Raw genomic sequence first — 21,893 nt, 5'->3', positions numbered from 1 at the left:
CAAAAATGTATAAAAAATATTCAAAATCTTCCTTGCCTTTATCTTGAATTAGTGATAATCTTCTGTTGTAATAAAGGAGGTGAATGTTGTTGTATGGCATGAATGAAGATGCAATTTATTTATTTCATCAAGGAACGAATTATCAAGTGTATCAATTGCTTGGCTGCCATTTCATTGAATGGGAAGGTGCGGAAGGCTTTCGATTTGCTGTCTGGGCTCCTCACGCAAAGCGTGTCGCTATTGCAGCGGATTTCAATGAATGGAAGGGACAGACTCATGAGTTGACGCGCTTGAATGACGAAGGGATTTGGGTAGGTTTCTTCAGCGATATACCTCCTAATACTGCTTATAAATACCATATAACTACAGCAGACAACGAAATGATTCTAAAAGCAGACCCCTATGCCGGGCAAGCGGAAATCCGTCCACGCACTGCCTCATTGACACCTTCTCTAGAAGTCTATGAGTGGAAGGATACTGCCTGGCAGAAAGAGATGCGGACCTATAATCCTTATACCTCTCCGATATCCATTTATGAAGTGCATCTTGGTTCATGGAAATTGAAGGAGAATGGTGATCATCTAACCTACACAGAACTAGCAGAAACACTTATTCCATATGTATTAAATCTCGGATTTACCCATATTGAGCTTTTGCCATTGGCAGAGCATCCATTTGATTTATCATGGGGCTATCAGATAACCGGCTATTATGCGGTCACGTCCCGTTACGGCACCCCGGAAGAATTCAAAGCGTTCGTTGATACCTGCCACAGGGCGGGGATCGGTGTCATTATGGACTGGGTGCCGGGACATTTTTGTAAAGATGATTTCGGTTTACGTCAGTTCGACGGGGAAGCCCTCTATGAATACCGTGATTTGAAAAAAGCGGAGAAACATAACTGGGGTACCCTAGCCTTTGATTTCGGACGTCCGGAAGTACAGAGCTTCCTTGTTTCGAATGCCATTTATTGGTTGGAAGAATTTCATATAGATGGAATCCGTGTCGATGCGGTTGCAAGTATGCTTTATCTTAACTTTGACCGGCCCGAGCACGAGGGGAAAATCTTTAATTCTTACGGGGGAGAAGAGAATCTCGAGGCAACTGCCTTTCTTCGTAAATTGAATAAAACAGTCTTCCAATACCGGCCGAATGCGCTCATGATGGCGGAAGACAGTACAGATTATCCGCTCATCACCGCGCCGACTTATCTTGGTGGTCTCGGCTTTAATTTCAAATGGAATATGGGCTGGATGAACGACATGCTTGAATATATAGAGATGGATCCAATCTACCGCAAGTGGCATCATAATCTCGTTACATTCTCCTTCATGTATACATTCACGGAAAACTTCTTGCTGCCATTATCGCATGATGAAGTCGTCCACGGAAAGAAATCTTTATTATCCAAAATGCCTGGTGACCAGTGGCAGCAATTCGCCGGATTACGATTGCTCATTGGTTATATGTTCAGCCACCCGGGGAAAAAGTTATTGTTCATGGGCGCAGAGCTTGCTCTCTATTCAGAATGGAAGGATAAAGAGGAGCTTGATTGGCATCTATTGGATTATCCATTACATAAAGGAATGTTCGATTATATCAAAGCTATACATTGCCTGTTTAAAGGTGAGCCGGCATTGTATGAGCTTGATCATGAACCGGAAGGCTTTGCTTGGATTGACCCGCATCAGATTGATCAAAGCGTAATTGCCTTTAGAAGACGGGCGAAATGTAAGAAGGAAGAGCTCGTTATCGTCTGTAATTTCACACCGAATGTCCATTATGATTATAAAATTGGAGTGCCGGAACCAGGCGTTTATGAAGAGATTTTTAATTCGGACGCAGAGATTTTCGGCGGTTCGGGTCAATATAATGATGAACATTTCAGTTTTCCCAAGAAATGGCATGGCTTAGAGCAGCATATCAAAATAAAAGTTGCACCACTTGCTGTCATGATTTTTAAGAGAAGAGACGAGGAGGATGCGAATTGAAAGAATGTGTTGGAATGTTATTAGCAGGAGGAGAGGGGAAACGCCTCGGTTTACTTACGAATGAGAACGCAAAGCCTGCTGTTCCATTCGGCGGGAAGTACCGGATTATTGATTTCACCTTAAGCAACTGTGCAAATTCCTCGATTCAAACACTTGGCGTATTGACACAATACTCGCCAATCAATTTAAATCAGCATATCGGTAACGGCAAAGCTTGGGACATGGACCGGAGGAATGGCGGTGTGACGATGCTTTCACCGGCAACCGGCAAGCATGGAGGGGATTGGTATTCTGGAACTGCTGATGCAATTTACCAGAACATTCATTTCATCGATCAATATGATCCGAAATATGTGCTCATTATTTCCGGTGATCATATTTATCAAATGAACTATCAATCTGTCCTCGCGCAGCATAAAGCGACGAATGCCGATGCAACGATTTCGGTCATTGAAGTTCCGTGGGAGGATGCTTCCCGGTTCGGAATTTTAAATACAACCGAGACACTCGAAATCTATGAATTTGAAGAAAAACCTGCTAATCCGCAAAGTAATCTTGCATCGATGGGAATTTATATATTCACATGGGAAACACTCCGGAAATTTTTAATAGAAGATGCGACTGATCCGGATTCCAGCCATGATTTTGGCAAAGATATTATCCCGGCAATGCTTGGTCAGGATAAACGGCTTTTCGCTTATTTATTTACCGAATACTGGAAAGACGTTGGCACGATTCAGAGTTACTGGGAAGCAACGATGGATTTACTTGACGAAGATTCCGGTAGTCCGCTTTCAGTAGCAAGAGAAGACCGGAGTAAACAAATCTATACAAATGAAGCCAATTTCCCGCCGCAATATATTGGAGGAACCGGTCGGGTGACAAATTCGTTCATTAATACCGGCTGCTTTATCTATGGAGATGTATCGAATTCCGTCCTTTTCCGAAATGTGCTCGTAAAACAGCATGCATCAATCCATCAATCGATCCTGCATCCTGGAGTGACTATCGGAGAAAATGTCGTCCTGGAACGGGTTATCGTCATGGAAAATACGGAGGTTCCGGACGGGGTGCAGGTTTACGCGACGAAGCACGCAGAACCATTAGTCCTTAATCAGCAAAATATAAGGGAGCATTTTAGTGAAATGGAGGGTATGAACTAATGGACCGGATGATGGGGCTAATTAATCTTGATCAGGAATATCATGTTTTCAATGAACTCACCTACTTCCGCAATAATGCATCAATTCCATTTGCCGGAAGATACCGTCTGATCGATTTTGCTTTATCAAATATGACCAATTCTGGAATGGAGGAAGTGGCAGTATTTGTTCGGCATAAATATCGCTCCCTGCTCGATCATCTTGGGTCGGGGGAAAGTTGGGATCTCGACCGGAGACATGGCGGGTTATTTATTTTACCGCCGGACTGGAATGATCCTAGTGATCGCTCACGTGGTGATTTGAGCTTTTTCCATAATAATCGAGATTATTTTAATCGGGGGAAGGCGAATCATGTCCTAGTTAGCGGCAGTCAGTTCATTGCGAATACGGATTATAAAGAAGCGTTCAGCCAGCATCTTGAAACGGACGCGGACGTGACGGTAATTTATACGCCGGTTGATGAGATCCGACCGGAGCATCAAGCTTATTTCCGGATTGAAGAAGGGGAAGACGCTAGGGTAATCGGCATAACGAATGATGAGCAGAATCCTAATGTATTCACGGGTGTCTATATCATTAAGAAGGATTTACTGATGGAGATCGTCAATTATTGCATCGCTTACCATAAGGAGAATCTTTTTGCCGATGGAATCAAAGACCAGCTCCATGAATTGGACGTCCGGGCGTATAAATATGATGGATATCATGCGTTTATAAATACGATTGAAAGCTTTTACCGGGAAAATATGAAACTATTGACGGAAGAGAATTTCATTAATTTATTTGCGAAACCGTTCATCCGGACGAAAGCATCAAGCAACCCGCCTGTGAAATACCAAGCTCAGGCACTCGTTAATCATTCGATTATCGCAAATGGCTGTATCGTGAATGGTCAGGTGGAAAACAGTATCCTTTTCCGAGGGGTGGAAGTAAGTGACCATTCTACAATCAAAAATTCCATCATCATGCAACGCTGTAAAATTGAAGAAGATGTCTACCTCGAAAATGTAATCTTAGATAAAGACGTCCATGTGAAAAAAGGCCAGCGCATCATTGGCACAAGCGACAAACCATACGTCGTAGCAAAAAGACAAATCGTTTAGCGGGACATTGGGGTCAGAGCATTTGTCCCGGTGGTGGGACAAATGCTCTGACCCCAATGTCCCAATGATAGGAGGTAAGTGCAAATGGAGAGGGTTTTATTTGTTGCTTCAGAGGGTGTGCCGTTTGTTAAGACTGGGGGGCTGGCGGACGTAATTGGTTCTTTGCCACAGGCTCTTCAAGCTCATGAGGAGCTGGAAGTACGGGTGATGTTGCCTTATTATGATGAGATCGGCGAGGAATGGCAGGAGAAAATGGAATACCTTACGACATATGACGTTCATGTCGGCTGGAGAAAACAGCAGGCGGCGCTTTATACGTTAACCCATGAAAACTGTGTCTATTATTTTATTTCGAACGACTATTATTTTAGTCGAAAAGGTATTTACGGTTATTATGATGACGGAGAGCGATTTGTCTTTTTCAGTCATGCGGTGATTACAGCGCTTCCCCTGATTGATTTCACACCAGACGTTCTGCACGCCCATGACTGGCAAGCAGGTCTTGCCGTCCTGTTAGCGAAAGTCATGCAGCCGTTGCCGAATTTAAAAACAGTTTTCACCATCCACAATTTGAAATATCAAGGGCTGATGCCAACAGATGTTTACGAAGATTTCTTTCAAATGGACCGCGGACATTTAGCGGGGATGGAATGGGACGGGATGATTAATAGCTTGAAGGCAGCTCTGTTTCATGCGGATAAAATTACAACGGTAAGCCCAACCTATGCGGAAGAAATAAAAGAACCGTACTACGGTGAAGGGCTGCATCAAATGATCCGCGAACGGGACGCAGATGTCATCGGCATATTGAACGGGATTGATACGACGGAATATCATCCACTGACAGACCCGCATCTGCCAATCAATTACCGGACAGCTCGTAGTAAAAAACGTGGAAACCGCGAGTTGCTTCAAGAAGAAATTGGCTTCACTTATCACCCGGATCGGCCGCTTTATGTGATGGTGACAAGGCTTGTGGAACAAAAGGGGCTTCACCTCGTTCAGCGGATCATAGATGACTTTTTACAAGAAGATATTCAATTCCTTGTTCTTGGTACCGGGGAGCAGGAGTTTGAGGATTATTTTACGTATCTTGAAGGGGCATATCCAGATAAGGTGAAAACATTGCTTACGTTCAGTGAACAGCTCGCTCGGAGAATTTATGCGAGTGCCGACTTTTTACTGATGCCTTCGAAGTTTGAGCCTTGCGGGTTATCCCAGTTGATTGCACTCCAATACCGCACTGTTCCAATTGTAAGAGAAACGGGCGGCTTGAAAGATACAGTGACCGCCTTTAACAAGGAAACAGGGGAAGGGAATGGCTTCAGTTTTACCAATTATAATGCCCATGAACTGCTTCATGTGCTCGATTACTCCCTCGAAATCTATCGCGATACAGAAAAATGGAAGCAGCTTATTAAAAATGTAAATAAAGGTGCTTATACTTGGAAGGAGTCAGCGAAACAGTATAAAGAGCTTTATAAGGAAATAGTATCACCGAAAAATGAGTTTGATGAACAGGGAGCGATTTAATTTGAAGCGGTTAACTGCAGAAGACCTGAAAGCACGCATTACAACGTATATAAACACGACATATCGTCTTGATGTAAAAGAAGCGACGGAGGAAGAAGTGTTTTACGCCTTAGCAGCTGTCGTCAATGAACAAGTGAAGCCGCTTTGGGATAAAACAAATGAACGTTATAAATCGGAACAAGCGAGACAAGTTTATTACCTTTCTCTGGAATTTTTAATTGGAAGACTGATCGAAAGTAATTTACTGAACCTCGGTATGCTCAAGGAAGCAAATCAGGCGCTTCAGGAACTTGGGTTCCAAGCAGAAGACGTCTTTGCAGTGGAACAAGACGCTGCGCTTGGGAATGGCGGTCTTGGCCGGCTAGCTGCTTGTTTCCTTGATTCCCTCGCTTCTTTAAATTATCCAGGGCATGGTTACGGAATCAGGTATCGTTACGGATTGTTCGAGCAACGCATTATCCACGGAAACCAGGTCGAGCTCCCAGACTATTGGCTGAAAAAACCTTATCCATGGGAAGTGCGGAGAGAGGAAGAAGCATGTGTTGTCCAGTTTCAGGGGATTGTCCGAATGCATCAGAGGCGTAACGGTTCACTCGAAATCAATCATGAACATACAGATAAAGTTTTGGCTGTGCCTTATGATGTTCCGGTTATCGGATATGAGAATGAGACGGTGAACACGCTCCGGCTCTGGAGTGCTGAACCTGTATCCGGGGCACCGGACAATTCCGGGAATCAAGAAGAATTTTATCATCACCTTGATTTCGAGCATTCGATTGAACAGCTCTCCGGCTTCCTTTACCCTGATGATTCCAGTTATGAAGGAAAGGAGCTGCGGCTAAAGCAGCAATACTTTCTAGTTTCAGCGAGCGTGCAAAATATGATCAAGCAGTTTAAGAAAAATTACCGGCTTTCCTTAAAACATATTCCGGAAAAGATAGTCATTCAGATTAACGACACCCACCCAAGCTTAAGTATCCCAGAGTTGATGCGTATTTTAATGGATGAGGAGGATCTTGGCTGGAATGAAGCATGGGAAATTACGACACGTGTATTTGCCTACACGAATCATACAACATTAAGTGAAGCATTAGAAACATGGCCAATAGCAATGATGCAGAAGTTACTTCCGAGGATTTATATGATCATCGATGAAATGAATGAACGCTTTTGCCAGGGGATATGGTTTGACCATGAAGATAAGCGGGATAAAATTCCCGAGCTTGCAATTATTGCAGATGAACAGGTACATATGGCACGGCTCGCAATCGTCGCAAGCTTTAGTGTGAACGGGGTCGCCAATCTCCATACAGAAATTTTGAAGAAAAAGGAAATGATAGAATTCCACGAGCTTTATCCAGAGCGCTTCAATAATAAGACGAATGGAATTACCCATAGGCGCTGGCTCATGCAGGTGAACCCGAAACTCACCTCCCTCATCCAAGACATGATTGGCGATCAATGGGTCAAACGGCCGAAACAATTGATCAGCTTACTCCGATTCCAACATGACAAGGATGTACTTGAACAATTTGCGAAAGTGAAAAATGAAAACAAGCTTGCACTTGCCAACTTTATCTACCAGCAAATGGGGATAACTGTTGAAGACCAGTCGATCTTTGATGTGCAAATTAAACGACTACATGAATATAAACGGCAGCTGCTCAATGTGTTCCATATTATTTATCTTTACAATGAGTTGAAGGAAAATCCGAATCTTGATATGACACCGCGGACGTTCATTTTCGGGGCCAAAGCTGCGCCTAGCTATCATTTGGCAAAGGAAGTCATTAAGCTCATCAATACAGTCGCATCGATTGTCAATTATGATAAAGATACTAAGGGCAAGCTGAAAGTGATCTTCCTAGAGAATTATAATGTAAGCTTGGCGGAGAAAATCATACCGGCCGCAGAAATAAGTGAACAGATTTCAACAGCGAGCAAAGAAGCTTCCGGGACAGGGAACATGAAATTCATGATGAACGGGGCGCTGACGATGGGAACGATGGATGGAGCAAATGTGGAGATCCACGATTTGGTCGGTGAAGAGAATATGTTTATCTTCGGGCTGCAGGCAGAGGAAGTGCTGGATTATTATCAGCACGGCGGGTACCATGCCCGTGATATTTATAACAAGGATGATCGAGTAAGACGTATTCTTGATCAGTTGAATAATGGAGAATTTGGTACCCATGATATTGAATTTAAAGATATCTATTACAATATTCTTTATCATAATGATCCCTATTTCGTCTTGAAAGATTTCGAGCCATATATTGAAGCCCATGAATACGCGGAAAGTGTCTACAGGGATAAAATGAAATGGCAGCGTATGAGCCTCATCAACATCGCCCATTCCGGCAAATTCTCCAGCGACCGCACCATCCAAGAATATGTAAACGACATCTGGAAAATAAACCCAACCTGAGTGGGACATCGGGGTCAGAGACGCTGTCCCGGGTTAGGATCGGGACATTGGGGTCAGAGACACTGTCCCGGTTTAGAATCGGGACATCGGGGTCAGAGGCACTGTCCCAGTTTAGAAGAGTGGAACATAACTGTAAAATATCAGGTTATGTTCTGCTCTCTTTCTTTTTGGTTTCTCTTAGCGGGGTCTCGTGTGTGCTACAGTCGTTTATCGCACCTTTAATCACTCAAATTCTTCAACTTGATGAGCTTCGTTTGATAATAGAGATTCTCTAATCGGCCAAACAACTACAATTCCACATGCTTCGATCGGTAATAAGGCCGCTAATTCGACGAACGTCTCTACTTCCGCTTCCCTCAGGCTTTAACTAGTCCTCTCATAACTTCCATATCGCCTTTCTAGGTTCGCAGACAAGATAACCCCCAGACATCCTCGCTTGTCCAGATTTTCCTTTTAGCGGAAAAAGTCGAAAAATTTGTAGATGAGCTATTGTTTTTTGTATTAAAAGATAGTATAGTAGATTCCAGCCGATATATTGCATATAGCTCGAACTCTATTAAATTGTTTGATAATTCTATCAAAAGGACTAACTAAAGAATTAATTAAAGAACATCTAGGAGGAAGAAAGATGAGAGATAAAATATCAGTATCCGCATATGTCGCAATAGGTTTTATGTTATTTGCATTATTCTTTGGAGCAGGGAACTTAATTTTCCCAGCTCAGCTAGGACAGTATGCAGGAGAGAATTTATGGTCGGCCGTTATCGGATTTTTGATTACCGGAGTTGGTTTACCGCTCTTAGGGGTCGTGGCAATTGCCTTTTCAGGAAGTGCCAACTTGCAAGAACTATCGAGCAGGGTACACCCAGTTTATGGAGTATTTTTTACAGCACTACTTTATTTAACGATTGGGCCATTCTTTGCAGCGCCGAGAACAGGTACAGTTGCTTATGAAGTGGGAATTATGCCGTTCGTTCCGAATGGTTCCGAACAAACTGGACTTCTTATTTTTACATTAATTTTCTTTGCAATTACTTTAATATTCTCGCTTTACCCAGCGAAAATAGTAGATAACGTTGGTAAAATTCTAGCTCCAGCTCTAGTTCTATTGCTGGCGATACTATTAATTGTAGCAATCTTTAATCCAATGGGCGCAATTGGCGAGGCTGAGGAAGGATATATTGAGGGAGCATTTGTTACAGGATTTTTGGAAGGTTATAATACAATGGATGCCCTTGCGTCACTAGTATTTGCTATTATTGTAATTAATGCGATTAAAGCATTGGGCATTAAAGATAAAGGCCAAATATTATCTGCAGCTACAAAATCTGGATTCATTGCGATCACGCTACTTGGAGCCATTTATATCGGAATTGCAATCTTAGGTGCGGGTTCGGTTGGCTCATTAGGCTTATTTGACAATGGAGGACCGGTATTAAGTGGTGCGGCGTCCCATTACTTTGGAAATGTCGGTTCCTTGTTACTCGCAGTCATGATTATTCTTGCTTGTTTAACGACGGCAATTGGCTTAGTGACTGCAAATGCGGAGTATTTCAATACTTTATTCCCGAAAATCAGTTATAAAGTTTTAGTTGTCTTTTTCTCAACGATTACCTTCATTGTTGCGAACTTTGGCTTAACGAATATCATATCCTTTTCGGTTCCGGTGTTGATGTTCTTATACCCATTAGCGATTGTATTGATCATTTTAACATTCTTATCACCACTATTTAATCACGCCCGTATTGTATACGTGGCAACAATCGGAGTAACTTTCTTAATCAGTATTTTCGATGGTTTAAAAACTTTTACGGATACACTTGAAATTGCTGATTTCGCATTTATGGTACCAGTACTCGATTTCTATGAGTCCTTTTTACCGCTTTATAATCAAGGACTCGGCTGGTTAGCTCCCGCACTAATTGTTATCTTCGTTACAGGAATTATCGCAAAGTTTACAGGCAGCCCTGCAGCGACAGAGACAAATTAATAACCTGATAAAGTGAAAACTTCATTCAGGGGGGTTCCTTACCTCCCCACTGAATGATAGTTGAACAGAATCAGGGATTTACTTACGGACTGTATATCCCCCACCTTCTCATGCTGGGCTTCCCTTATGTTTAGAGAGGGGGGTATTACAGACCGTTAATGCGTGATAAAAATAAACAAACCCCCGTATGAAACATTTATACGGGGGTTCAGTTTTTTTATTAATCTATTAGAATATCCAATGTCCTCAGCCAATTTTTCTCCATTATATCTGCAGCCTCTTCCGGTTTTTTCCTCTTAAGGTAATGGATAATGTTCCGGTGGTCAGAAATTGAAGCTTCGGTAAGAACGATCCCATTATGGAAGAAATGTCTTCTTACATGCGCCTGCAAGGAGCGGACAAGCTGCTTGATATATGTATTGTCAGCTGCATCGACAATTACTTGGTGGAACAATTCATCAATTTTGAGCGCAGAATAATAGTTCTCCGTTTCGATCGCCGCTTGGAAACGTTGATTAATGTCTTCCAGTTCCGTAATTATATTATCTTCAATCTCTTCACTTACAAGCTTTGTTGCGAGAACCTGTAAAGATGCAAGTGGGGGAAGCAGCTCATGAATGGATTCCCGATGAATTTCAGTAACTTGGGTAGCTTTACCGGGAAACATCCTGACAAACCCTTCCGTTTCGAGAATTTGCAAGGCTTCTCTAATTGGCGTCCGGCTGACACCGAGGGCTTGTGCGAGCTCTGTATCATTTATTTTCTCCCCGGGCAGGAGGGTACCATCAATAATCCATTGTTGTATTTGATTGTAAGCATGGTCTTTCGCAGTTAAACGAACCGATATGGAATGATTTTCAGGTATCGGCATCCTTTTACCCCCTCGTATACATTCTAGTACTAGTATATAGGAATGAACGAAGAAAAGAAATATACAATATATCGCTCCGGGAGGGATCCTATCAGTTAGAACAGAAAACGCAACAAATGAGGGAAATGGGTTTTATGGAAGTACCCATTTAGGATTCTTAAAACGTTGTCAGTGAACAGACGAGTGATGAATTACTCGGGTGAATTATATGAAACAATTATAGAAATACCAGGTGGCCTTTCAATTGATTTTACGGACATCAGGTAAGGAGCGAATTTCATGGAGGAATGGTTCAACTTTTGAAAATCAGGCATGTTTTTTGAGAGTTAGGGAATATAAGGAGAGAATGATTTTTTCATAGAGGTGTTTCCACTGGTTGGTAATTTTATGAATCTCCTCACTTATTTTTTTGTAACTATTTTAAAACAAATTACACCAATGTCCCAAACATTTGTCACTTCAGTCAGGATAAATTAGAATGATAGTAATAAACAAAAAAAGGGACTGGTGGCAGATGAGTCAGGGATATAAACTTGGTGATCTTACATTAGGTGAAGGGATGCCGAAAGTTTGTGCGCCTTTAACGGGAACAACTTTAAAAGAATTACTGGATGAATGTGGGTTAGTGCGGAATTCGGAAGCAGATCTTGCTGAGTGGCGGGTCGATTTCTTTGAACATGCGCTAGATACGGAAAAGGTGCTTGAGGCATTAGCTAAACTAAGACAAGAACTCAGGTGTATGCCACTTATCTTTAGCTTTCGGACAGCAGAAGAGGGCGGAGAAAAGAATATTTCTGTCAGGCATTACATTGAACTGAATAAACAAGTTGCCCAGTCGGGAGCTGTCCAGCTAATTGATATTGAATTATTCCGTGGGGAAGATACCGTTAAAGAACTTGTTGCCATTGCGAAGGAGCAACAAGTTCTAACGATTATTTCAAATCACGATTTCTCACAGACACCCGAAACATCGGAAATTATGAGCCGGGTAGAAAAAATGCTTGATCTTGGTGGAGATATACCGAAAATCGCTGTCATGCCGGTCAAAGAGGAAGACGTCCTCACTGTCCTCCAGGCGAACCTGCAATTGAAAAAATCGTATCCAAACCGAAAGATGATTATGATTGCAATGGGGAGTCTCGGCATCGTGACCCGAATGAGCGGAGAGATTTTCGGATCTGTGCTTACTTTTGCGGCGGTAAAACACGCTTCCGCACCTGGTCAGGTGACTGCAAATGAGATGAAAAAGGTTCTACAAATCGTTCATAATGCCCACTAGTTAACGGTTTACAAATAGAAAAATCAACTGTAAAATGACGTACATCATCAAAGAATTGCAGCCAGATAAGTTGGAGGTTTGACAATGTTCACTTTGGAAAATTGGGAATTTCTCATATCTTATACACACTTGAAAGCTCTCGGAATCGCAGTAGGAGTCTTTCTCTTATTCTTGCTGTTCCGCAAATTATTTACGAAATATGTTTTCCGCATCATCATGCGCTTGATCAATAAAACGAAAGTTAATTTTCTATCGAATGTTTTCCAATCCTTTCAAAAGCCGGTCGAATGGTTATTTACACTTGTAGGACTTTACGTAGCTTTACGCATATATCCTTATTTTAACCATGGTCAGGATTGGTTTATTAGTCTCATGAAAGTAGCGCTTATCGTGCTAATGACTTGGGGATTGTTGAATTTGTCGTCTTCCTCGTCGAATATATTTTATAAAATTAATCAGCGAACAAATGTAAGGATAGATGATATTCTTATCCCATTGTTGTCGCGAACTTTACAAGTCATCATTATTGGGGTAAGTGGAACGATTATTCTAAAAGAGTTCGGGTACAGTATCGAGGGGTTCATTGCCGGGCTTGGCCTCGGGGGACTTGCGATTTCACTTGCGGCGAAGGATGCCCTTGCGAATATTCTTGGCGGGATTGTCATCATCTCGGAAAAACCATTCACACTTGGCGACTGGATTTTAACGCCATCGGTTGAGGGAACAGTAGAAGATATTAGCTTTAGAAGCACGAAGATCCGTACGTTTGAGGACGCTCTTGTTATCGTCCCAAATAATACACTTGCGAACGAGAACATTACGAACTGGAGTAAAATGGGTAAACGTCGGATTAATTTTTCCATTCGCCTTGTTTACGATACACCGAAGGAAAAAATCAAAAGCGTCTTGGAAAAAATTAATACACTGATCAGGGAGCATGATGAAGTCCATCCGGAAACGATTATGGTCTATTTTGAACAGTATCAGGAAGACGGTATAGAAATTTTTCTTTACTTCTTTACGAAGACGACAGTTTGGGCGGAGCACTTAGCGGTTCGTGAAGATATTAACTTTAAAATACTAGACATTCTTGAAGAAGAAGGTATTGAAATTGCTGTGCCGACCAGACGGCTGATGGTTGAGTCGGAGGAAGAAAAGTCTCAAGGAAGGGACCGGGCAACCGAATAATCTCCACCCAAAGACGGAGAAACCCTACAACGATTGTAGGGTTTTTTCCAGTTTAAAAATCACCCTCCGAGCCGATTTCAACGAATGATTTCTCCTTTATGATGGAGTTAACAAGAAAACGAAAGGGGAAATCACACATGCAGTTAATTGATCGTTCTTTATACCGTTGCATCGTAGAAGACCGGATCAACGATAACAGGAAAAGTGCTAAAGAATTGAATTGGAGAATCTTGAAAAAGACCAGAAAGTTTTTTCGTTAGTTTCCTAAGCGCTCCAGATTAAATAGTGACACAAACTAATAATTAAGATTGTTTCTTTTTATCCAAAAACCGGGTATAATAAATATAGAGAGTAATAAAATAATCAAACCGTCTGGTGCTCGAACACCAAACGGTTTAGTGCAATAGCCCTTCAAGGGCCGACTCACTAATTAGGGTTAAAAAATGACCTCCTAAAATTAGCATATCAGGCTGCTAGGGTGGTTATTTTTTATTTGAAAATGACAGAATTGCTATGATTAAAAGGTCAATAGTTTGATATCCTTTGAAAGGAGTCTGACAAATGTGGAGTCTAGTTGCTTTAACACTATTATTTATTAGCGCAGCAATCCTTCTTTCATACATTCCAAAGGGATTAGGGAAAAAATACTTTTCCCGATCGCGTTCGTATTCGTTAGCATTATTTTATTTTTCACCAGTTTCCTTATTGGGAGATGGGAAGGGATGGGACTAGGAGCAGTAAGTGTTTCGTTATTTGTCGCATCGATTATTGCTCTCCCGGCTATTGTGTTATTAAACAAAAGGAAAGCGAGTAGCTGATCATACGCTTTTAACGTAAGATTAATTAACAGAAATATTTGTAAAGGTTAAAATATAAGATAAGTCCTCTTTCCCCCGGATTTATCACGTATTAACAGTCCGTAAATTCCTGATTCTGTTCAACTAACATTCAGTCGGGAGCGGGAAGAAACTCCCCCTGAATGAAGTTTCATTTTATCTTAGTCAAAAGGAGAAAATGTTAGATGGACCATCCGATTTGATTTCCCCTTAATAACGCTAACGCAAATTTTAGTTGAACGACTGGGGGAAAAGATAAAAATTGAATAGAAACTTTGCATTACTACTGTCGGGACAATCACTCGCTAATATAGGCGATGTGTTATATATGGTGAGTATTATTAGTACAATTTTTGTTTTAACAGATTCGGCAACGGCTGCTTCTTTTGTTCCGTTTACAATTACTTCGTCCATGTTTGTTTCCAGTATACTGACTCCTATTTTGATTGGAAAGGTAAATTTAAAATGGTTATTGGCAGGCTCACAAATTGGTAAAACAATATTTCTCGTCGTATTAGGATTTATGTTGATTGGTCTAACAGCATCTAACTACTATATTATTTTTTTGATTATCGCGATGATTGCTTTCCTGGACGGATGTGCTAATCCAATAATGCAGACGTTGATCCCGCATTATGTCAAACCGGATCGTTTAATTCAGGCGAATGGGCTTGCTGAAACGGTTTATCAATTTATTCAAACGGTAATGTGGTTTGCAGGAAGTTTATTTTTAGTGTTTCTAAGTGCATATCAGCTTATTTGGGTCGTTGGTGGATTATTTATTTTATCAAGTTTTTTATTATGTTTGCTAGAAAACGTTAGCCATCGTAAACCAGAGCACAAAGGAAAAGTCGCGCAAATAAAAGCAGGATGGAAAACTCTATTTTACACACCTGTTTTGAGGAAGATTGCTTGGATTGACTTTTTCGCTACCATTGCTGGAACGGTCTGGATTGCTGCTATACTTTTTATATTTGTCAGTGATGCCTTACAAGTAGGTGAACAATGGTGGGGATTCATTAATGGTAGTTTCTTTTTAGGCTTAATCTTAGGCAGTGTATATTGCATCAAATATTCCTCTTTTGTTGAAAGGAGAATAGGTGCTTTTATCTTCACCGGTTTCTTTGCAAGCTTTCTAGTCACCATTTTGTTTAGCTTAAACAGCATCCCAATCTTTGCCTTGTTTCTATCACTATGTATCGGGCTGTTTGGACAGATCAAAGAAATCCCGCAGCAAACAGTTATCCAAACTAGTGTACCTAAAGAACAATTGGCAACGGTATATACTTCGTTAGGTGCGATTTCGACGGGTATTTTTGGCGTCGCTTCCCTTATGATGGGGGTATTAGCAGATTTATTTGGGATTAGAATGGTATTTGTATTTTCTGGAATATTGCTATTGATTGTAAGTATGGTGGTTTATCGGAGTAGGAAATTATTTGTTAGAAATGGGATGGAGCGATAAAATATTGGGCAAGGTCAATCGTTCATGACCTTGCCTGTTTATTTGGGCTAAAGATTAATCGGATAAAAGGAATAATGTACAAAACTTAAATTCAACGTATATTAAAAAATTTAATTGCCAGCAAGGAGGCATGCAATGAATGCAACATGTGTTAGATTCTATGAATTTGGCAGTCCCGAGGATGTGTTAAGTGTTGAGGATAAGAAAGTTAAGCCACCAAAAGAGAATGAAGTTCTTGTTCGAATGTTAGCACGCCCTATTAATCCTTCTGATCTTATACCAATTAGAGGTTCTTACGCCCATCGCATATCCTTACCAACTATTCCCGGTTATGAAGGTGTAGGTGTGGTGGAAGAAGTAGGTTCAAACGTGTCCAACCAACTTATCGGAAGACGTGTCTTAGCCTTGCGCGGGGAAGGGACGTGGCAAGCGTATGTGAGGACATCAGCGGAATTTGCAGTTCCGATACCAGAGTTCATTGATGATTTCACAGCAGGGCAGATGTACATCAATCCGATTACAGCATGGGTGATTTGTACAGAGGTGTTGAAATTACAGCCCAATGATACTTTATTGGTTAATGCGTGCGGGTCTTCCATTGGTCGGATATTTGCTCAATTAGCGAAGGTGCTAGGATTTAAATTAGTTGCAGTCACACGAAATGATAAATATACGGAAGATTTACTTGATTTAGGTGCCTCTTATGTTATAAACACTTCAAGCGCTTCTCTAACTGAAACCGTTATGGAGTTAACAAATGGAAGGGGTGCGGTTGCAGCTATCGATTCGGTTGGAGGCCCTTCTGGTAACGAGTTGGCCTTTTGTGTACGTCCGAATGGTAAATTCTTAACAATCGGCCTTTTATCAGGGATGCAAGTGAACTGGATGGAAATTGTAAATAAAGCAAAAGTGAAAGCTAATCTATTTCACTTGCGAAATTGGAATAAAAATGTTTCCATAAATGAATGGCGGGGAGCCTTTGATCATGTGATCAGATTATTAGGTGAGCAGAAATTGCAGCTGATGGTTGCAGATTCTACATATGATTTATTAGATATTAAATCGGCTATACATGCTGTTGAGGCTAAAAAGGTTCAAGGGAAGGTCTTTTTAACAAGCAATTGAGTCAAAAACAGGTTTACGCCTGTTTATTTTCAGAAAATCTCAGATGTCAATTTGAACAAGATGAAGCAAAAGAGAAAAAGACGCATGTTCCCGCAATTGCGGAAAAACGTGTAACATGCGGCTTTCTACTTCAATCACACTCTCATTCTTCCTCTCTAATCATCGAATAGATGGACTCCTTTTTTATTTTGGATCTTAAAAATAATAGGGAACCGATCAGGAACAAAACTATCATAGCAAATGCAGATCCAATAAAGTAGAGCAGATATTCAAACGCAGGTTACATATGATTGATGAGCAGTAAAATAATGGAACAGTTGTTTTGCCAAGGGATTCCGATTACATTATTATTAACAGTGATTTTATTGGTTATATCAAGTATTAGAATAAAGAAAGAGAAGGTCTAAACAAAGAGCCAACTCCTCCAAGTAAAGGATACCCGTTCCTCCTGCTTTATGATAAAATAAGAGAGATGCACGAGTGTAGGAGGAAAGACCATGTATAATTTTGCAGCACATGTAGTAAAAATTATCTTGAATATTTTTGGAAGAATCAAAGTCTATCAGAAAGAAAAATTACCTGATAAAGGCGGATACATTATCGCTTGTACGCATACAGGCTGGGTTGATATTTTATGGCTTGGTGTATCTTTATTGCCAAATCAAATTCATTATATGGCAAAAAAGGAATTATTCCAGACGAAATTCACAAACTGGCTGATGAATGTTTTGAATGCATTCCCAGTCGACCGGGATAATCCGGGACCGAGCACGATTAAGATACCTCGTAAACTATTAAAGGAAGAGAAAATCATTGGAATTTTCCCGAGTGGAACGAGAACAACGGAGGAAGTTCCTCTAAAACGGGGTGCCGTGACGATTGCAGCTTATGGTAAAGCACCGATTATACCAGCAGCTTACGTTGGCCCGAACAACTTTAAAGACTTACTCAAATTCCAGAAGCCGAAGCTCATTTTCGGTGATCCAATTTATTTGCCGGAAGATCAGCCGCGAAGAGAAGCAATGGATACGATGATGGAAAAGCTGAATGATGAAATGCATAACTTGCAAAGACAATTGAAGGAAAAATAAGAGAGTGCAAAGACCTTATGAAAAACGGGGAAGAATGTTTATCATAAGGTCTTTCGTTTTTTGGTAAGAACAATGAAAAAGACGATAAAGTGAAACTTCATTCAGTGGAGGAAAAAACACCCACTAAATGAAGATATAATTTACTTTTTAATGGATCGTAGGATTGCAACTGCAATTATGATAAGAGCGATGAATGGACCTACAAAGCTTACGATGAGAAAAATAAGTCCGTCCAAAAAAACAACTCCTTTCTCCCCCAATCTTATCATGTTTAATCTTGGAGTAAAATATTTCAAAAAGTCGCAGGTCTTACGCTGAAAATACGTAAGACCCGCGACTTTATTTTTATTTATACCAGGCGGCAGCTGCTTGTACTTCCGTCATCGTTAATTGGTGACCACGGTTTTCCCAGTGGAGTTCAACTTCTGCTCCAGCATCGGCAAGTAGAGTGTGCAATTCCTCTGATTCCTGCGCTGGGCAAATTAGATCATTCGTCCCTGCTGCGATAAACACGCGCTTCCCAGTCAAGTCAGGCAAATCAATCTCTCTTCTTGGCACCATTGGGTGATGGAGAAGGGCTGCTTTCAGTGCATCTTGATAATGGAACATCAGACTCGCTGCAATATTTGCACCGTTGGAATATCCGACAGCAGTTATATTGTTCCGGTCGAGTTTATATTTCTCTGCCGCTTCATCAAGGAATTCATTTAACTCTTGCGTACGGAAAATCAAGTCCTCCTCATCGAATACTCCTTCTGCAAGCCGCTTGAAGAATCTTGGCATCCCATTTTCAAGGACATTGCCACGAACACTCAGTACGTTCGCGTCTTTATCGATAATTTCTGCAAGGGGAAGCAAGTCCTGTTCGTTTCCTCCGGTACCATGCAGTAAAAGTAATGTTGGTCTGGAAGGGTCATTGCCTTTTTGGAATACGTGTTTCATTTATATAATCTTCCTTTCTATACCGGTCTTTCGATACTGAATATATTGCCGATCGTGGCGTAGTCGTGACCGGCAAGCCTGCTAACAGCTTTTAATTTGCCGTAATTGATCTTGCCTGCTTCATACACATCTTCAGCGATATGGAATCTATCCACCTTACCGATGATCAAATCGGCAGTAGTTATGTCATCCCGTCCAAGTTCGATTGCTTTTTCCAGTGTACATTCAAACCGGACTTTTGCTTGTTCGACGGCGGGAACAGCTACATCGGTACTACCTGCCAGATTCAGTTTGGTCACATCGATTTCACTTTTATTCGGGGGAAGGGACGCAGCTGTTTTATTGATTTCCGCTACATTATCCTCATCGACAATATGAATGACAAATTCTTTCGTATTGATTATATTTCTTGCTGAATCCTTCCGGGTGCCGTCCTTCCGTTGAATCGAAACAGCGAGCATCGGTGGATCGGTTGCAGCGATGTTGAAATAGCTGAATGGTGCTGCGTTTATGATACCGTCTGAAGATTTAGTTGTAATAAATGCGATTGGTCGTGGAATGATGGAGCCGATTAGCAGCTTATAATTTTCTCTTTCCGTTTGCTCTTCTGGATCAATCGAAAGCATGTTGCGGCACCTCCTGTCTGCATTATTTTCCACCGGCATTAAACAAGGTCGCCAGCTCGTTTACCTACTGTTTTAATCGTCTCGATCAGGATTTCTTTATGTTCTTCCGAGATACCTTCGAAGATTTCTTCAATCCGCGCCTGATGCTTAGGGAAAACTTCATTCATTACTTCTTTACCTTTATCCGTAATCTCAATATAAATAACGCGACGGTCGTCTTTACAATTCGTGCGGCGCAGTAATTCATTTTTCTCCAGTTTATCGATGACATACGTGATGGAACCTGTATTAATCAGCACCGCTTCAGATATTTGCTTGATTGTTTGTCTGCCTTTATGGTATAGTGCTTCCAGAATAGAAAAATCGGATAATTTCATACCATGGGCAGCGATGTCCTTTTTCACCATTTCTTCTAATGTCTTCGATGCTTTCATTAAAACAACAAACGATTTCAAAGATAAATTCTCACTCATCGTGATTAACTCCTTTTCATATATACTGAATTAAGATATATTTAATTAATTAAAAGTATAAAGGGAAAAATATCTTCTGTCAAGCATTCGCCTTAGCTGAAAATGAATAATAAAGAAAAAAGTAACCCTGCCTGGTCAACTTATTAGGCAGGGTCATTGTTTTTATCGGGCCATTTCACAAGCTGCATTCGACTATTGAAAAGGGTTGGATAGGACAGGAAGCCGAGAATAATACTCGTAACGGCCGCTGTCGTCAGCAATAGGAAGAGGATGAGAAGTTGAAATTGGACAGCTTGCACGGGATCGGCGCCTGCGATAATTTGTCCGCTCATCATGCCGGGGAGCTGGACGAGTCCGATTGTCTTCTGGCTTTCAATCGTCGGAATCATACTTGCTTTAATAGAGGTAATCAACGAGTGGTGGATTGCCTGTTTCGGTGTTCCTCCAAGAGAAAGAATAAGTTCCGTTTCCTCTTTCCTCGCTTCAATCTCAGCTGTGAAACGATTTAGGAAAAGAATCGAGAGAACCATCGAATTCCCGATTAGCATGCCACTGATTGGGATAATGTATTGGGCTTCTGCCGGTGTAATTTTAAAGCCGATCAGGATTCCCTGTGTGACCACTTCGATGATGATGAAGGTGAGCACGAGTTTCCACGTGATTCCTTGGATTGACGCACCTTTCTTCCTTGCGTTATGGGTTGCGGCGGTGATCATAAGAACAACCATCAAGAAAATATAAATTAGATTTTCAGATTCAAAGACGAAGGTTAAAATATAACCGACTGCAAGTAATTGGATGATCGATCGGATTGTTGCAATGATTGTGTCTTTCCCTAGGCCAAGGTTTAATGTCTTTGTCAGAATAAGAGGGATGAGTACAAAGACAAGCGCTAGCGATAATGTTAGAAAACTCATATGAAATCCCCCTTTGCAAATTGTTTTACTTTCTCGTTCTCCGGATTTTTGAGCAGGCTGCTCGGTCCGGATTCGATTAATTCACCATTCATCATAACCCACGTATAATCCCCGATTTGAGTGGCTTGGTTTAAATTATGGGTAATCCAGATAATCGTCACACCGTTTTCTTTGTTGATTTTTTCAATCAAGTTTTCAATATCATTGGTGGAGACCCGGTCAAGCGATGACGTGATTTCATCCAATAATAAAATTTCCGGCTGGTTCACAAGGGTTCTTGCGATGGACACTTTTTGCCTTTGTCCACCGGAAAGATCACCGACATTTCGCTTCAGCAAATCTTTATCCAAGCTTACCTTAGTAAGTAAATCGGCAGCTTCATCTTCGGTCAACGTTTCCCCGGCAAGCGTCCGAGGGAGTTGTAAATTTTTATAAACGGTGCCTTGAAGCATGGTCGCATTTTGCAAGGCTAGTCCAACATTTCTCCTTAGCTTTGTCGGCTCATATTCTTGGATATTTTTTGAGTAAATGGAAATCGTGCCGTGAGTTGGCGAGATTAGTCCATTGCAAAGTCGGAAAAGGGTTGTTTTCCCAGCGCCGGACGGGCCGACAAGGGAAGTGATTTTACCTTTCCGGAACGATCCGCTGACATTTTTAATAATTTTTAGCGGACCGTCAGAGTAAGAGACATTCTCCAATTCAATGGCGTATTCTGTATTCATATCTACGTACCTCTTTTCTAATCCGGTAATAAAACCGGAGTAACTATGTATCAGTTTACCCTATTTTGCTGAAAGAATTGGGACAGGGGGTCAGAGCAACTGTCCCAGTTGGGAGCGGGAATTTGTTTGTCGGTGACTTGGAATGCTGGA

Annotated in this window: 18 protein-coding genes; 12 read left to right on the top strand and 6 right to left on the bottom strand. The window is 41.3% G+C overall.

Going from position 1 to position 21,893, the window contains the following annotated elements:
• The first annotated feature begins 83 nt into the window (after positions 1-83).
• The 6 genes from glgB to brnQ all read left to right on the top strand — a co-directional run bounded on the left by glgB (position 84) and on the right by brnQ (position 10,208).
• Entirely contained in the window at positions 84-1,991 is a 1,908-nt protein-coding gene (gene glgB / locus WKU33_RS02700) for a 1,4-alpha-glucan branching protein GlgB (protein ID WP_156857101.1), read from the top strand.
• Positions 1,988-3,154 (top strand): glucose-1-phosphate adenylyltransferase, encoded by a 1,167-nt coding sequence (locus WKU33_RS02695; protein ID WP_232334438.1) that lies wholly within the window; start codon positions 1,988-1,990, stop codon positions 3,152-3,154. Before glgB ends, WKU33_RS02695 begins: the two co-directional genes overlap by 4 nt.
• Positions 3,154-4,257 (top strand): glucose-1-phosphate adenylyltransferase subunit GlgD, encoded by a 1,104-nt coding sequence (gene glgD, locus WKU33_RS02690; protein ID WP_156857102.1) that lies wholly within the window; start codon positions 3,154-3,156, stop codon positions 4,255-4,257. Before WKU33_RS02695 ends, glgD begins: the two co-directional genes overlap by 1 nt.
• An 84-nt stretch (positions 4,258-4,341) precedes the next feature.
• The gene (locus tag WKU33_RS02685; protein ID WP_340453071.1) at positions 4,342-5,790 is read left to right on the top strand and encodes a glycogen synthase; all 1,449 of its coding nucleotides are present in this window, start codon (positions 4,342-4,344) and stop codon (positions 5,788-5,790) included.
• 1 nt (position 5,791) lies between these two features.
• A complete protein-coding gene (locus tag WKU33_RS02680) occupies positions 5,792-8,218 on the top strand; it encodes a glycogen/starch/alpha-glucan phosphorylase (RefSeq protein ID WP_445321673.1) in 2,427 nt (808 codons plus the stop codon).
• 628 nt (positions 8,219-8,846) lie between these two features.
• Positions 8,847-10,208 (top strand): branched-chain amino acid transport system II carrier protein, encoded by a 1,362-nt coding sequence (gene brnQ / locus WKU33_RS02675; protein ID WP_340453069.1) that lies wholly within the window; start codon positions 8,847-8,849, stop codon positions 10,206-10,208.
• Between the two features lie 220 nt (positions 10,209-10,428).
• On the opposite strand, the gene WKU33_RS02670 is transcribed toward brnQ, so the two are convergent.
• Positions 10,429-11,079 (bottom strand): GntR family transcriptional regulator, encoded by a 651-nt coding sequence (locus tag WKU33_RS02670; RefSeq protein WP_340453067.1) that lies wholly within the window; start codon positions 11,077-11,079, stop codon positions 10,429-10,431.
• Between the two features lie 478 nt (positions 11,080-11,557).
• On the opposite strand from WKU33_RS02670, the gene aroD reads away from it, so the two are divergent.
• The 6 genes from aroD to WKU33_RS02640 all read left to right on the top strand — a co-directional run bounded on the left by aroD (position 11,558) and on the right by WKU33_RS02640 (position 18,063).
• Complete coding sequence (aroD, locus tag WKU33_RS02665; RefSeq protein WP_340453066.1) at positions 11,558-12,358, top strand: type I 3-dehydroquinate dehydratase; 801 nt, start codon at positions 11,558-11,560, stop codon at positions 12,356-12,358.
• Between the two features lie 84 nt (positions 12,359-12,442).
• A complete protein-coding gene (locus WKU33_RS02660) occupies positions 12,443-13,546 on the top strand; it encodes a mechanosensitive ion channel family protein (RefSeq protein WP_340453064.1) in 1,104 nt (367 codons plus the stop codon).
• Positions 13,547-14,163: 617 nt separating this feature from the next.
• Complete coding sequence (locus tag WKU33_RS02655; protein WP_340453220.1) at positions 14,164-14,364, top strand: YesK family protein; 201 nt, start codon at positions 14,164-14,166, stop codon at positions 14,362-14,364.
• Positions 14,365-14,644: 280 nt separating this feature from the next.
• Complete coding sequence (locus WKU33_RS02650) at positions 14,645-15,847, top strand: MFS transporter (protein ID WP_340453062.1); 1,203 nt, start codon at positions 14,645-14,647, stop codon at positions 15,845-15,847.
• Positions 15,848-15,982: 135 nt separating this feature from the next.
• Complete coding sequence (locus tag WKU33_RS02645; RefSeq protein ID WP_340453060.1) at positions 15,983-16,972, top strand: zinc-dependent alcohol dehydrogenase family protein; 990 nt, start codon at positions 15,983-15,985, stop codon at positions 16,970-16,972.
• Positions 16,973-17,469: 497 nt separating this feature from the next.
• Positions 17,470-18,063 carry a lysophospholipid acyltransferase family protein gene (locus WKU33_RS02640; RefSeq protein WP_156857657.1) on the top strand — a complete coding sequence of 198 codons (594 nt, stop codon included), beginning with the start codon at positions 17,470-17,472 and terminating at the stop codon, positions 18,061-18,063.
• A gap of 345 nt (positions 18,064-18,408) precedes the next feature.
• On the opposite strand, the gene WKU33_RS02635 is transcribed toward WKU33_RS02640, so the two are convergent.
• From WKU33_RS02635 to WKU33_RS02615, 5 genes are all read right to left on the bottom strand, one after another.
• Entirely contained in the window at positions 18,409-19,005 is a 597-nt protein-coding gene (locus WKU33_RS02635; RefSeq protein WP_336251945.1) for an alpha/beta hydrolase, read from the bottom strand.
• A 17-nt stretch (positions 19,006-19,022) separates the two neighbouring features.
• Entirely contained in the window at positions 19,023-19,631 is a 609-nt protein-coding gene (locus WKU33_RS02630; RefSeq protein ID WP_156857655.1) for a flavin reductase family protein, read from the bottom strand.
• Positions 19,632-19,669: 38 nt separating this feature from the next.
• Entirely contained in the window at positions 19,670-20,104 is a 435-nt protein-coding gene (locus WKU33_RS02625; RefSeq protein WP_156857654.1) for a MarR family winged helix-turn-helix transcriptional regulator, read from the bottom strand.
• Positions 20,105-20,247: 143 nt separating this feature from the next.
• A complete protein-coding gene (locus tag WKU33_RS02620; RefSeq protein WP_340453057.1) occupies positions 20,248-21,021 on the bottom strand; it encodes an ABC transporter permease in 774 nt (257 codons plus the stop codon).
• Positions 21,018-21,743 carry an ABC transporter ATP-binding protein gene (locus tag WKU33_RS02615; protein WP_340453055.1) on the bottom strand — a complete coding sequence of 242 codons (726 nt, stop codon included), beginning with the start codon at positions 21,741-21,743 and terminating at the stop codon, positions 21,018-21,020. The genes WKU33_RS02620 and WKU33_RS02615 overlap by 4 nt, the downstream gene beginning before the upstream one ends.
• Positions 21,744-21,893: the final 150 nt, after the last annotated feature.

This window comes from Oceanobacillus sp. HCA-5259 (assembly GCF_037892815.1).
Taxonomy (GTDB): Bacteria; Bacillota; Bacilli; order Bacillales; family Amphibacillaceae; genus Oceanobacillus; species Oceanobacillus indicireducens.
Note: the sequence above shows the minus strand (reverse complement) of the source record. Positions and strands in the feature narration are given on the sequence as shown.